The sequence below is a fragment of the Prevotella sp. E15-22 genome, from assembly GCF_023204875.1.
Classification (GTDB): domain Bacteria; phylum Bacteroidota; class Bacteroidia; order Bacteroidales; family Bacteroidaceae; genus Prevotella.
The window spans coordinates 435,987-450,290 of record NZ_CP096247.1 but is presented as its reverse complement, the minus strand read 5'-3'; the positions used below and the strand labels follow the sequence as shown (position 1 = coordinate 450,290).

General features: G+C 48.4%; 9 protein-coding genes. 2 read left to right on the top strand and 7 right to left on the bottom strand.

Translation table 11 applies throughout. From position 1 onward, the window contains the following. Positions 1-26: 26 nt before the first annotated feature. The 7 genes from M1D30_RS01645 to M1D30_RS01615 all read right to left on the bottom strand — a co-directional run bounded on the left by M1D30_RS01645 (position 27) and on the right by M1D30_RS01615 (position 11,024). Complete coding sequence (locus M1D30_RS01645; RefSeq protein ID WP_248505596.1) at positions 27-683, bottom strand: porin family protein; 657 nt, start codon at positions 681-683, stop codon at positions 27-29. A gap of 45 nt (positions 684-728) precedes the next feature. Then, positions 729-1,382: a hypothetical protein gene (locus M1D30_RS01640; RefSeq protein WP_248505594.1), complete on the bottom strand. Its 654-nt coding sequence runs from the start codon at positions 1,380-1,382 to the stop codon at positions 729-731. Between the two features lie 16 nt (positions 1,383-1,398). Further along, positions 1,399-3,327 carry an ATP-binding protein gene (locus M1D30_RS01635; RefSeq protein WP_248505592.1) on the bottom strand — a complete coding sequence of 643 codons (1,929 nt, stop codon included), beginning with the start codon at positions 3,325-3,327 and terminating at the stop codon, positions 1,399-1,401. Continuing rightward, positions 3,320-4,852 (bottom strand): cache domain-containing protein, encoded by a 1,533-nt coding sequence (locus M1D30_RS01630; protein ID WP_248505590.1) that lies wholly within the window; start codon positions 4,850-4,852, stop codon positions 3,320-3,322. The genes M1D30_RS01635 and M1D30_RS01630 overlap by 8 nt, the downstream gene beginning before the upstream one ends. Next, complete coding sequence (locus tag M1D30_RS01625) at positions 4,839-5,846, bottom strand: hypothetical protein (protein ID WP_248505588.1); 1,008 nt, start codon at positions 5,844-5,846, stop codon at positions 4,839-4,841. The genes M1D30_RS01630 and M1D30_RS01625 overlap by 14 nt, the downstream gene beginning before the upstream one ends. Positions 5,847-6,004: 158 nt before the next feature. Next, positions 6,005-9,154: a glycoside hydrolase family 98 domain-containing protein gene (locus M1D30_RS01620; RefSeq protein ID WP_248505586.1), complete on the bottom strand. Its 3,150-nt coding sequence runs from the start codon at positions 9,152-9,154 to the stop codon at positions 6,005-6,007. A gap of 28 nt (positions 9,155-9,182) precedes the next feature. Continuing rightward, a complete protein-coding gene (locus M1D30_RS01615) occupies positions 9,183-11,024 on the bottom strand; it encodes a glycoside hydrolase family 97 protein (protein ID WP_248505584.1) in 1,842 nt (613 codons plus the stop codon). A 244-nt stretch (positions 11,025-11,268) separates the two neighbouring features. Here M1D30_RS01615 and pflB point away from each other — a divergent pair, with 244 nt between their 5' ends. Together pflB and pflA are read left to right on the top strand one after the other, a co-directional pair. Continuing rightward, positions 11,269-13,515 (top strand): formate C-acetyltransferase, encoded by a 2,247-nt coding sequence (pflB, locus tag M1D30_RS01610; protein WP_248505582.1) that lies wholly within the window; start codon positions 11,269-11,271, stop codon positions 13,513-13,515. Further along, positions 13,515-14,255, top strand: a complete 741-nt coding sequence (gene pflA / locus M1D30_RS01605; RefSeq protein WP_248505580.1) for a pyruvate formate-lyase-activating protein — start codon at positions 13,515-13,517, stop codon at positions 14,253-14,255. The genes pflB and pflA overlap by 1 nt, the downstream gene beginning before the upstream one ends. Positions 14,256-14,304 lie beyond the last annotated feature (49 nt).

The following is a 14,304-nucleotide window of genomic DNA, read 5'->3' as shown; positions in this document are numbered from 1 at the left end:
TGACACTTCATTATTCAGTTATTAGATTAAAAGAAGTAGATGACACCTGCCTGCAGTGCGAGCGTAGAGTTGTATTTAGGGTCTTTCACCTTCATATAGTCCTTCTGGACACTGGTTGTGCTATAGTAATAACGTGCCTCGGCCTGAACACCCCAATGCTCAACAAAGTGATACTCCAGTCCGACACCACCCACGAAACCACAGTCCCAGCGTTGGTCGCGCTTACTGTTGAAGTCGACGTCCTCATTGAAACTGTACTCATGCTCACTGAAAGAATTGTAATCTGAGCCTTCATTGTGGCAACTCAACCAATAGCCGCCATAAACGCCCAAATTGCAGAAGCCGCGCAAGTTCTCGCCGCCAAAGCTAAACGAAGCCATCACGGGTAGAGTGAGATAGTTGTTGGTGTACTGATGCTTCATGGGTACCTGCGTACGCTCCACGGTGTGGTTCTTCTGCATCAGGTTCAGCTCAGCACGAATGCCCAGCCAATCATTGACATCATACTGTCCCATCAGGCCCAACTGGGTGCCCCATCGGTCTTTGTAATTGAAGTCAATCAGATAGTGTTTGTCGACTATAAAATGGTTGTAGGTGGCTCCAGCATTGGCTCCAATACGCCATTGAGCGTGTGCCTGCATTGCCGTCAGACAAAGGACGGCTAGGAAAAAGAGTTTTTTCATTGTCTTTTATTAAGTGATTAATTATTGGTAAGAAGAATACAACACTCAGAGTACGAAATCGAGGCCAAGAACAAAACGGGGATGACTGGCCAAAAGATCGTGCGACCAGAGATAGAGGTTATAGGTACCAAAGGTGAAGTAAAGGCCGGCGGCAGGCTGAAGGTCGTCGTCAAACTGCCAGGAATGCACGGCGCCCACCATGGGCGTCAAAGAACGGCCTTGTGTCAAAGGGATGTTATAGCCCAGGTACTCATAGTTGGAGTAAGTGTCGTGTGCTCCACGATAGCGCGTCCACCACGTGTTGCTACACCAGAAAAAACGACTGTCGGCCGTGATGGCACCGTTGAGATAGAGTCCTGAGGTGAGATAAGAGAAACGAAAGTTATCGTTAAGGTCGAACGAAGAGATAACCTCGCCACCCACATTGAACCATTTGCTCAAGGGCAGACCACCACGCAGCAAGGCACCCCAAAAGGCACAATCAGGCCCTGTATAGAGATCGATGCCAGCATCAAGATGAGATGTCAGTCCATACTGAAAGGTGGTGTAGGTCTCTTGCTGATTTTGACCAGGTCGGACTTTCACAGACGTGTAGCCATAGAGCTTGCCATTGCCCACGGTTCCCGCATAATAGGGAATTTGGGCAATGGCGCTCTTTGCAAACAACACGATTATAATGATTGAAAAGATTTTCTTCATCAGAATGTAGATATGATTACTTCGGCAATTCCAAGACAAAGCGACAGCCCTCACGATAGCTGGGATCGTAAATCAGGTCGCCTCCAAGAGACAAAGCATGACGCTTGGTGAGCGGCAGACCGAGGCCAAGACCCTCTGACAAGTCATCAAGTTTGATAAAAGGCTTGAATAGCAGGTCTTCCGACTCATTTGGCAAACCAGGACCAACGTCCACAACGGTGAAGAGCACGGTGGTCGCAGTCTCGGTGACCGTTAGTTGGATATGCTTGCCATCGGAATACTTGGCAGAGTTATACAGCAACTCACGAATAGATCTCATGAGATAGAGGTGGTTAGTGAGGATGTGAACGCCATCACTCAGTGAGGTCTCAAAGGCAATCTTGATACCCACGAAATGATCCTCGGTGAGTTCGATACTCTCGCGTGCTACATCGTTACACGACACCTCGTCCTGTCGGTTGCTCATCAGTTCCTCGACACCCGTATTCGACGAGCTGTCGAAGAGCATCAGTATCATGCGCTTCAGGTGGATGGCGTTATACTTCATCAAACTGATTATCTCGCTCAACTCATCATGCGCAGATTTGCCCTGCTGTTCCTGACCATTGTCACGTTCAACAATTCGATCTTTCAACACATCGACAAATCCCATGATAATATTAAGAGGCGTACGCATTTGATGAGACAGGTTCTGGATAAATAAAGCTTTCTTCTTGACGGTTTCCTCGGCCAGTGCCATATCGCGTGCACGCTGCTCATTACGTTTCTTCAGCTCCTCGGCCGTGCGACAGATAGAGCCCATGTGACTGCGGAGCGCCTCTTGCATCGTGGCAAAGCCATTCTGCAATTGACCAATCACGTCGGTCTTTTTGGTGCGCGGTATCATCTCGTTGTAATTGCCATCGGCAATGTTCTGCGTGTAGGTGAGAAGACGATTAATGGGAAGAATGGTCTGATGTACCACGATGCGACACAGCCAAGCCATTCCCACAAAGCCCAACAGCAGAATCAGGATGATGGCATAGCCCAGATGGTTAAAGCCCAACAGCATCTCGACATCGGGCGAGACCATAGCCAGGCTCCAGTCTGTGCCGGGCACAGGACAATAGCACACGTGGCAGCGACGACCTTTGACCATGACGTGCATAGCACCTTGCCTAGCTTCAGTCATCTCGTGACCCAAGGCAATGCGATCGGCATTAGTCACTGGGTCGGCATCACTAAAGATAGACTTACGAAAAAGCTGGGTGGAGTCTGGATGGATGAGATAGCGGCCATCGCCTCCCAACAAGATAAAATAGGCACCAGGATAAGTATTCTCGGTGGCAATAATATTCTTGGACAGTTGAGCAAACGAGAACTCGGTGGCAATGACACCCAAAATCTTGCCTGAGGGCGAGCAGAGCGGGCGACAATAGGTGGCCACTGCCTCATGGTGGTTCACAGCGCCCTCGGTGTAGTCGACAAAGGGATCTATCCAGCATGCTTTGCCTGAATTGAGCGGAGTCTTATACCATGCCTTGTCATAATAGGCATAGTCAGTCTCCATGACCGTGGTGATCGTGTCGATATCTTTTAATGTATAGACCGAGAAATACTTGCAGTACTGTGGGAACAAATCTGGCTCGGTACTAACTGTACAACTCAGCACATTGGGATTAAGACGAACGATGCGCTGTGTGATGAGCTTTAATGAGTCGGGGCAGAAGTTCTCTTCCAACAACCAAGCATTGGCATTGGTTGAGGCCTCGATAGTGGTCATATAATTATTCACACGCTGGATGGTGGTGCGCAGAATGCTTTTTGAGCATTCTATTGCTTCCTGACGAATGAGGTAGCGCGACTGAGAATAGAAGATTCCCAGCGACAGGATGAATACTGGTACAGCCATCAGCATGATGCTCAGGATGAGCTTACGGGAAAGGCGACGCTTAAGATTACTCATGGTTATCCTCCTTTCTTTCTTTCAAAACATTCTCTGGCTCCTCAGTCTCGTTCTTCAGTGCCTCAATCATATGGTCAAGCAAGTCAACGACAATGGCACACTGTTTCTTGATGACACTGACTTCATAGTCGGCCTCATCAGGGCTGATGGTATGATAGTTATTACAGAGCTTGGTTACACTGCGTTCGATAAGATCCGACGGCTCTATCATCTGTGTCGTCATATAATGGAGGAAGGTGGTCTTCATACGGTCGGATCCTTGCGCATTACCGTAGGCATGACGCAGCTCCTCGCCACGCGTGGTCAGCATGCGCGTCATCTGCTCAAGTTCGGCCGACTTACCCATCAAAGAACGCTGCATCTCTTGAAATCGGTCTTGCAACTGACCTATCTCGTCGCTACTGCTGGCATTGGGTACAATCTCATCGTAATGTCCATCGGCCACGCGACGTGACGAACGAATGAGCATGCGCAGCGGCTTCATCTGATGACGAATGAGCATACGACACAGAAGGAAGAAGACCAACACGCCTGCCAACGTGACAATCAGAATGAGATACGAGAGCAACACGTGATCACCCAGGATATCATCCTCGAGATACACCATGGCCGTGCTCCAGCCCAGATTGTCCATTGGCAGACCAAAGGCACGGTCGCGCTGGAAAGGCTTATAGAACACGTACCAGTCTTGGTCGTTCTGGTGGAAGACGGTATGACCCGATTCGCCCGTCATCATCGCTTTGATAGTTTGACGCAGATTTTCATCGTTCTGGGACTCCTGATCCTTCACAGACAGAGTCTGCCTGATAAACCGGTGAATATTGGGATGCACGATAAACGTACCATCACGACTGAGCATCACGCTATAGCTATGGCGGAAAGGTTTGGAATCAAGGATAATCTGGGAAATAATAGCCACAGGAACATCTAAAGCCATCACACCTATGGGATTCTTCTCGCCTTTCTTATAAATGGGAATGCACAACGACAGAGTTACACCCTCACCTTCCTCATCGGGTAAGGGGTCAGTCCACAATGCATGGCCACCAGAGATTGAAGATGTATACCACACATGCTCGGTATAGGGACGACTACCATAGTGGTCGGAAACCGTCAGAGAATCACCATTCTTACTTGATACATTCTTGTGGACATAAGTCATGAACAAGTCGTGATTGGCATAATAATTTGGCACAAAGGCTACGGCACATCCCACGACATAAGGGTTATTCTCTACGGCCTCGCGACAATAGATACTCATGCGATCGGGCTCGTCTAGATGATATTGCAGGTCTTCGTAGATGTTATAAGCTGTCTGCTCAACACTCAGTAAGATATTGTCCACATGTTGCACCGTACCTTCGAGCGACTCCTCAGCATTACGAAAAGCCTCATCTTTTAATGCCTGACGTGAGAAATAGAGCAACACCGATAGCGACAAGAGCAACAGCAATACTGTTTCGCAGACCACCATAAGGTTAAGGCGGAGCGATGTCTGGGGTATGACAATTCTAGAAATCTTCATCTTTTCTTGAACGTTTACAAACGAACCACACAACCAGGAAACCTGCAAAGGCAATCAACAAGAAGCCTACGACAACTACCGAGAGCCAACTACTTTTACCATGATTGGCAACAACGACAGCCACCGACCAGTCAACATGATCAATGGGAGCATAATAGATGATGTAGCGTTCGTCGTCGACCTCTATCTCGGCCATGCCACTATGTTTTTGTTTCAGATTACGCTTCACGTATTCTTCAGACACAACTAGTGTCTTACTGGTCGGATGGGCAATGCAACTACCGTCGCTATTGATGACGACCGTATAGAAATCGGCATTGTCAGATACATACTTATTAAGCAGGTCGTCATCGCGCATAGTGTCGTCAATGCGCTGAAGTTCCTTACCCAGCCATTCAAAGGTCATATCGGCACCACAAATGCAGGCGAGGCGCCCTTTGGCATCGTAGATGGGCTTGACAAACGTGGTGTAGTGACCGCTGATGTTAGTACCATCATAATAATAGTAGGGGTCTGACCAGAAACTCTCGTTTGAGTTCTTGGCACGAATATACCATTCTGAACGGTGATAGTTGTGATGAGCCGAACCCACCTGACGCACTTCAAACTCACTACTATCCACATGGTGAACATAGGGTTCGAACCACTGACCTTTCTCTTCAAAATAATGAGGCTCAAAGGCAGCAAAATAGCCACGCACTTCGGGATTCAGACTAGTTTTGCTTTCGAGAGCGGCAATAACAGATTCGGGAGAATCAAGGTGTTTCTCAACCTCGTCGAACTCATTCATGGCGTTCATCTCCATGCCACGGATAGTCTTGGCTATTTTCTCTGAAGCGAAGTTCATGATGCCCACATAGCGTGCGTGGACCTCGGCCTTCATCGCATGGCGACACACGAAGAAAGCGGTCACGATGATTAATATCATGACAACTGCCACGGTCAGCAGGATTGGCAAACTTGATTTTCCTTTTTCTTTAATTTCTCTTTTCATGGCTATTTAATATTACCTTGGTCTGATCCAATACGCAAATATACAAATAATTCATACAATTTACTTCTTAATAATTCAAAAATTAACCAAATTTAACCAAAATAAGAAAGAGACCCCTTTGGAGTCTCTCTCTTATTGTGATTCAAGCCATCAAATGACTATTTCAGCATGACCTTACGAACACTTCCGTCAGGACGAACAACAATGTTGAGGCCCTGCTGCAATGTTTGACGACGCAAGCCTGACGGACTGTAGATTCCTTCTGGCATACGGACTTCAGAATAGTGAGTATTAATACCTGTAAGGATATTGAGGTCACGCAGACGACATTCGGCCAGAAGGAACTCTTGCATACCGCTTCCTACCTCCTTAAACTGAATGACATAGTCGCCCTTCGTAGTAATCTCGAAAGATAGTGTGTTACGCTCAGCTGGTGACAAATCGCCGGCGGCATTACCATTCAGATTTGGCGTAGCAGTAATGGTAGCCGATGAGACAACAGAGCCACCACTACTCTTGAGGATTCTGGCCTGATAAGTGGGTGTTCCCTTCCACGCGGCAGTGGCGAACACAAGCATATATTTTCCAGGTTCCAGTGAAAGTTTATAATTGGCCAGACGACCATACTCAGCACTGGTTGTACGCCAATAAAGGGCCTTTCCTTGGTAGCCTTGCAGACCGCTGAAGGTTCGCGGACCGCTACCATTCGAGGTGGGATAATTACGCACGTCACTGCCATCCGTTGTACGCCATCCAACAGGCAGTTCGCCTGCAGATACGCTAGTGAAATCAAGGTTATAGACAGCACACAGATCAGAGAACACGGGCTGGATAGTTACATTCTCGTCGGGCATAATGAAAGAAACCTCGGTAGCACCTTCAGTTACAGGTATTGTCTTGCCTTGCGTGAAGTATACAGAGTTGACCACACGAAGCAACTTAATGCCATAGCCCTCGTCGGCAGAAATAGTGAGATGCACCTCCTGACCTGCTGTGGCAGAATCGACATCAGCAACGATGGTTCCAAAGTCGGCATGACGAACAGTTACCTTGAACTTCTCCTTGGGCGTTTCAACAGGCATATAGATAATCTGATCGATAATCATCCTGATGGAACCCGAGTTCTGAAGAACAAAGTTGTTTGTTCCCTCCTTCAAGGTTGCGGGAATCGTCACCTCGCGCCAATCATTCTTACCTACTTTCTCGAAAGCAATCGTCTGGGTAGTGCCATTAACGGTGGCTTTCATATTGCCAGCCTTACTGCTGTTACAATAACGCACAAGGATATTATATTCACCACCCTCGGTCAATTTTAACTGATGACGCAGAGCTGCTGTCGTATTAGCCTGAGTCTCAATATAACCCATGCCAGAAAAATCCTTGTAGTCCTGAGCCCACCAACCTGAATGAGTCAGGTTGACACTAACATTCTTGTAGTCCATATTCTCGGCCTCGATAATAATCGGACCATGATAGGCCTCAGGCTGTTTTGGCTGCTCAAGAGGCTGAGACAATATGGGTGCATCCTCTACGTCAGAGCGATCGTTAGTACCTGCACAGGCGATAGAGACATCAACAGGTCCCATGTGTTTTACGCTCAGGGTATAGAGATGCGTTGCTTCGTCATAAGTTTCCGTTGCCGAGGCATTATAGCCCGTTGCACCTGTAGTGTGCTTGGTGAGCGTATAATTAGGCTTCTCGGTGGCACCCACAATACAAATCTGGTCGGTCTGCTGGGTAGTAGAGTCACTGCGGTAGTTGTTCAGATAGAAATCGATATGGTCGGCATACTCCTGAATATAGCCACTGGACAACTTGCCATAGAGCAACTTCAGCGTATCGCAAGTGTTATACTGCAGGGGAATGCTGGCCTCGGCCGTCTTCTTCTTATTTAGATACGTATATGGTGTATAAGTGACCAAGCGGTTATGATAACGGTTCACATAAAGGTCGCCAGAAGAGACTTCCGGATAAAGGCTGTTGAACTCGTTAACCTTCTTCGACTGAGTGCCCCAACGAGAACTGTATGCAGACTTCTTCACCTGGACAGGTATGGTCTTGGCAATGCTGTCGTAAAGTCCTGCCACCATGGGAATAGCACCATAGCGTCCTGACGACTTCAGATACCAGCCATTGTTTTCCCACCGGCCATCACCCTTGTTGCCTGGGTCGCTCACCTTATACAATCCATCATACAGAGCATCGGGCACCTTGAAATCATCAGTTGCATCGTGGACGAGGACTGCCTTAGTCTTGGCAACAACCTCCTCACGAGTGGGAATATACATATTACCCTTGATAATCTCGCGCCACATGTCGAGCCAGATGCCTTTAAAATTGGGGAATAAGCCCCAGTTACGACGGGTATAGCCATCTACGGTTGAATTGTTGAGATTCTGAAAGTCTTCCGTCCAAATGAGCTCTGGACCATCCCAAACAGCGCCACCGTTGACGCAGGTCTGTTCCATCACAGTGCCAATACCAGCAGAGCCCGGGTACTTCTTACCATGTTTCTCGCCCAGCACTTTCGTGAGCATGTCGTTATAGCCGCAGTTGTCATATCGCACACCATAGTTTTTAGTCAGACCGGAGATAAAGGGGCCAAAGCATACACTCTCGTTGTTATAGAAACTACTACAGTGCGTGTATTTATAAAGGAACAGGATTGCCTCAGGATATTTCTTACAGGCTGCCATGAAGTTCTTGTCGGTCTTCAGTTCGGCCAGAGGGTCTGTATCGAAATGATAGATACCTCCGCACCAACTGACAGTGAGGAAACCGCCATATTTGTGAGACATCTCCACGAGGTTGGCAAACAGATTCCAACGACTCGACTTCGTCATAGAGCTCAGGTCGCCAGCGTCACCGAAGGCCCAGAACTGCTCGGCATAGTTCCAACCAAGAAAGTTGGGGAAGGTTTTGAAGAAATACTCGAAGGTCTCGAGGTCGTTGTCCTGAATATGGGTGTGTCCGCCCGATGCAGGCTGGCAGCAGAACCACATATTGTTTTGCTGACACACCGTAGCCCAAGACTTATAGGTACGCACAGCATTACGAGGCATACGATACATGCCTGTGGCCGTATCGAACTGACACGATAGCGAGAGGTTCATACAAACGTAGGGTTTAATGTCTGCAGGAATCAAGTCAATAATCTTTTGAGGATCGGCACTGTTCCAAACGTCAATATGGACCATCCACAACGGATGCTGCGAGTCGATAGGACGACGCTGCTGAGCCATCAGTGACTGACCTATCGTGACAAAGGCCAGCACCAAAAGCAAATGTTTTAACTGGTTGAGTTTCATTTTCTTAGTGATTGGTTATATTTTTTAATTACTTGATAATCATAACAAAACCGCCACGAGGCTTACACTCGAGTGAAGAAGGAACTTTCTTCAGGCTTGTAATATTCCAGGGCTCACCATCGGCAAAGAGAACAATCTGCTTGCCTTTCACGAATTTCATGGGCAGTGACAATGTCTTGGTTTCATCGGTACCGTTGATGCCAGCTACATACCATGTCTTGCCACAACGACGAGCCAAAACAACACTCTCGCCCGGATAACCAGAGACAAAGCGAGTCTCGTCCCAGGCAGCGGGCAACTGACCAAAGAACTGCTGTACCTCTTTTGGCTGAGCCAAGAAACTCTCGGGTCGATCGGCCAGATGTTGCAGTCCACTCTCAAAGAGAACGGTAAGCGCCAACTCATGACCGTGGGTCGTGATATGAGGATGCTGCGAATCAGAGAATGCACAAGGTGTATAGTCCATAGGACCAATGACATTGCGGGTAAAAGGCAAAGTTGCATTGTGGCATGCAGCCTGCTTCGTGAAAGTACCTACATTATTATACCATTCGGCACCATAGACGCCCTCGGTAGAAAGCAGGTTAGGCCAGGTACGCTGCCATCCACGAGGCACCGTAGCACCATGGAAGTTGACCAACAAGTGGTGACGGGCAGCACTTTCCAGCAAGTCGAGACAGAAATCCATGTTTTTCAGATTCTCACCCGAGAAGAAATCAATCTTCACACCAGCCACACCAATCTTCTCACACCAAGCGAACTCTTTCTCGCGGTCCTCTGGTTTATTCAAGCGGAATTTCGGTGTGGGAGCTCCATCAACCCATCCCACAGAAGAGTTATACCAAATCATAGGCTTCACGCCATGGTCGTTGGCATACTTCACGGCATCCTCAATACTCTTGCCATCCTTCATCGTGTCCCACTCGGCATCAATCAGCATATATGGCAATTTCAAAGTAACTGCCATATCTATGTACTTCTTGATGATGTTATAGTCGTTGGAACCGTGATTATAGGCCCAATAAATCCACGATACCACACCAGGTTGAATCCAGTTAGTGTCGGTGAGCTGATTGGGTTCACTCACATCTGTTATAAGGGTCGACTCTACTACATCGGCAAGGCTTCCGATAATAGCCACACGCCATGGTGTGTGCCATTTGCCAATGACCTTCGACTCGTTTTGGTCGGCCACCACGCGGTAGTTCTCACCTTCATTATAAAGACAAGAAGCACTCTGCTGACGCTCGATATTGGCCTCAGAAATAAGCACAAAGATATCATCAGCAGACTGAATAAGAGCTGGATAGCCCCAACGGGTGTTCCAACCTTCAGCCGACTTCCATACGCCACTGAACGATTGACCGGGTTTCGTTTTATAGGAGGTAGTCAGAGGATAGAAGCCCTCTGCGCCATCTCCCCATTGCATCATCCAACGACGAGTGCCCTCAGCTATCTGATAGGTGGTCAGCTCGCGAGGTAGTTCACCTGCAAGGTTGGTGAACTCATAACGAAAAGCAATACCATCGTTGTAAAGACGAAGCACCATGGTCTGGCCCTCGCCCATTGACCAACGATATTCGTTAGCCACGTTGGTGCAGTGGCTACGTTTACCGGAAATCATCGTATAGTCAGCCTTAACCTTTTCTTCAAAAGAGAAGACTGGCATATTAGTATTGCCCTCAACGCCCACCTTAGGCAACTGAAGAGCCACACGACCATCGCGGCAGAGAGTCAAACCCTGCTGTTGAATCGTTGCACTCAGATGTCCATCAGGAGAAGTAAGCTTTGCAGACTGCTTTTTGATCTGTGCCGACATAGTCAACGACACCAATGTCAGCACGAAGAATAAAATCTTTTTTGTCATCATTTTCCTTATTTTACTTACATATTGTGTGCAAAGATACGAAAAATATTTCTTTTAGCAAAGAAGAGCCCCCCATATGTCATTTTTATCCTATTTCAGGCTATGATTATCACAGATTTACGATGTGTCATAATTTCGAAAATAGCACGATTGTTGAACAAAAAAGTTGCATAACTGACAAAAAAGTAGTACCTTTGCAGCCAAATTTTCAAATAGGTATTATTTTCAAGTAACAAAACATAAGTATATGCGTAAAGAATGGCGTGGTTTTAAAGGAACCAAATGGACCGAGGAGGTCAATCTCAGAGACTTTATTCAGAACAACTACACAGCTTACGAAGGCGACGAGTCTTTCCTGGCTGAGCCTACTGATGCCACCAACGTGTTGTGGGGACGTCTGCAGGAGTTGCAGAAGGAAGAGCGTGCCAAGGGTGGTGTGCTCGACATGGAGACAGAAATCGTATCAAGCATGACATCTTATGGTCCTGGCTACATCGACGAGAGCAAGAAGGATCTGGAGAAGGTAGTTGGTCTGCAGACCGATAAACCCTTGAAGCGCGCCTTCATGCCTTTTGGCGGCATCAAGATGGCCGAGCAGGCTTGCACAAACTATGGTTACAAGCCTTCAGAGAAGCTGCACGAGATTTTCACTAAATATTGCAAGACCCACAATGATGGCGTATTCGATGCATACACCGAGGAGATGAAGCACGTACGTCACAACCACATTCTGACTGGTCTGCCCGACACCTATGGTCGTGGCCGTATCGTGGGTGACTACCGTCGTGTGGCTCTGTATGGTATCGACTTTATCATTGCCGAGAAGGAAGCCGACAAGCGCAACTGCGGTGCCGGCATCATGAGCGACGACGTTATCCGTCAGCGTGAGGAGATCTCAATGCAGATCAAGGCCCTGAAGGAGATGAAGGCTATGGCTCAGATCTATGGTTTCGATATCTCTCAGCCTGCCAACAACGCTCGCGAGGCTGTACAGTGGCTGTACTTCGGCTACCTGGCTGCCATCAAGACTCAGAACGGTGCTGCCATGTCGGTAGGTCGTGTATCTACATTCCTTGACATCTACATCCAGCGCGATATGGAAGAGGGTACCCTGACCGAGAGTGAGGCTCAGGAGCTCATCGACCACCTGGTAATGAAGTTCCGCATGGTTAAGTTCGCTCGTATCCCATCATACAACGAGCTCTTCTCGGGCGACCCCGTTTGGGCTACTCTCGAGGTAGGTGGTATGGGTATGGACGGACGCCACATGGTGACCAAGAACGACTACCGTTTCCTGCACACTCTGGAGAACATGGGTCCTTCACCCGAGCCTAACCTCACCGTACTTTATTCTCCTCGTCTGACCGAGAACTTCAAGAAGTACGCTGCTATGATCTCGGTTAAGACCAGCTCAATCCAGTACGAGAACGACGAGGTTATGCGTCCTGTATGGGGCGACGATTATAGCATCTGCTGCTGTGTAAGTGCTACACAGACTGGTAAGGAGATGCAGTTCTTTGGAGCACGCGCTAACCTAGCTAAGTGTTTCCTGTATGCATGTAACGGTGGTGTCGACGCCAAGACCCGCGAGCAGGTTGCTCCTGGTTTCCGCCCCATCAAGGACGATTACCTGACTTGGGAGGAGCTAGCTCCACGCTTCGACCAGGCTATGGACTGGTTGGCTGGTGTGTATGTAAACACCCTGAACCTGATTCACTACATGCACGATAAGTACTTCTACGAGGCTGCCGAGATGGCTCTGATCGATACCAACGTACGTCGTACATTCGCTACTGGTATCGCAGGTTTCTCACACGTAGTAGATTCAATCTCTGCTGTTAAGTATGCGAAAGTAAAAATGATTCGCGACGAAGAGGGCTTCAACGTTGACTATGTAGCTGAGGGCGACTTCCCACGCTACGGTAACGATGACGACCGCGCCGACGAGATTGCAGTATGGCTGCTGAAGACCTTCGTTAAGAAGATCCGTAAGCACGCTACCTATCGTAACGCTACCCCAACCTGCTCTATCCTCACCATCACCTCTAACGTGGTATATGGTAAATACACCGGTAACCTGCCCGACGGCCGTCGTGCTGGTACTCCTCTGTCACCTGGTGCTAACCCAAGCTACGGTGCCGAGAAGAACGGTCTGCTGGCATCTCTGAACTCAGTAGCTAAGCTGCCTTACGAGTATGCCCTCGACGGTATCTCTAATACTCAGACCATCAGTCCCAACACTCTGGGCCAGAACGACGAGGAGCGTGCTAACACGCTGGTTCGCGTGATGGACGGTTACTTCAGCCGTGGTGCTCACCACCTGAATGTGAACGTGTTTGGTGTAGATAAGCTGCGCGATGCTATGGAACATCCCGAGAAGCCCGAGTACGCTAACTTCACCATCCGTGTATCTGGTTACGCTGTGAAGTTCATCGACCTGACTCGCGAGCAGCAGGAGGATGTTATTGCACGTCAATCTCACGAGAGCCTGTAATGAGTAGTACAGGCTATATACACTCTACCGAATCCTTTGGCTCTGTTGATGGGCCAGGGATTCGGTTTCTGATTTTCATGCAGGGTTGCCGCATGCGTTGTCGCTACTGCCATAACCCTGATACATGGAAACTCGGTTCGGCTCAATGTGGTACAACAGCTACCGTCAGCGAGTTGCTGGACAAAGCCGAGCGCTACCGCAGCTACTGGGGGCCCGATGGCGGCATTACCGTAAGTGGTGGCGAGGCGCTGCTGCAGATTGATTTCCTGATAGAGCTGTTTGAGGAGGCACATCGACGTGGCATCAACACCTGTCTTGATACCGCTGCCCAGCCCTTTTCTCGCGAGGAGCCTTTCTTTGGTAAGTTTGAACGTCTGATGCAGAGTACCGACCTGGTGCTGCTCGACATCAAACATATCGACAGCGAGAAGCATCGCTGGTTGACAGGTCACGGCAACGAGAACATTCTTGACTGTGCCCGCTATCTGTCGGACATCAACAAACCTGTATGGATTCGTCACGTATTGGTGCCTGGCATCACTACCGATGAAGACCAACTCACTCAGTTGCGAAAGACCCTCGATACACTAAATAATGTACAAAAGGTAGAGGTTCTACCCTATCACACCTTGGGTACTTTCAAATGGGAACAACTAGGCGTAAATTATTCGCTAAAAGACGTTGCTCCGCCAACCGCTGAGCAAATAGCACGCGCAAAAGAGATTCTTAAGTCCCTTTAACTTCAAAGGGACCTAAGAGCTCATGTGCTTCATACATTTCTTTAGAAAA

What these genes read in the sequence shown, in the direction of transcription:
- M1D30_RS01630 (WP_248505590.1), bottom strand. Translation starts at nt 4,852, where the DNA reads ATGAAGATTTCTAGAATTGTCATACCCCAGACATCGCTCCGCCTTAAC.
- pflA (WP_248505580.1), top strand. Translation starts at nt 13,515, where the DNA reads ATGAGTAGTACAGGCTATATACACTCTACCGAATCCTTTGGCTCTGTT.
- M1D30_RS01620 (WP_248505586.1), bottom strand. Translation starts at nt 9,154, where the DNA reads ATGAAACTCAACCAGTTAAAACATTTGCTTTTGGTGCTGGCCTTTGTC.
- M1D30_RS01615 (WP_248505584.1), bottom strand. Translation starts at nt 11,024, where the DNA reads ATGATGACAAAAAAGATTTTATTCTTCGTGCTGACATTGGTGTCGTTG.
- M1D30_RS01625 (WP_248505588.1), bottom strand. Translation starts at nt 5,846, where the DNA reads ATGAAAAGAGAAATTAAAGAAAAAGGAAAATCAAGTTTGCCAATCCTG.
- M1D30_RS01645 (WP_248505596.1), bottom strand. Translation starts at nt 683, where the DNA reads ATGAAAAAACTCTTTTTCCTAGCCGTCCTTTGTCTGACGGCAATGCAG.
- M1D30_RS01640 (WP_248505594.1), bottom strand. Translation starts at nt 1,382, where the DNA reads ATGAAGAAAATCTTTTCAATCATTATAATCGTGTTGTTTGCAAAGAGC.
- M1D30_RS01635 (WP_248505592.1), bottom strand. Translation starts at nt 3,327, where the DNA reads ATGAGTAATCTTAAGCGTCGCCTTTCCCGTAAGCTCATCCTGAGCATC.
- pflB (WP_248505582.1), top strand. Translation starts at nt 11,269, where the DNA reads ATGCGTAAAGAATGGCGTGGTTTTAAAGGAACCAAATGGACCGAGGAG.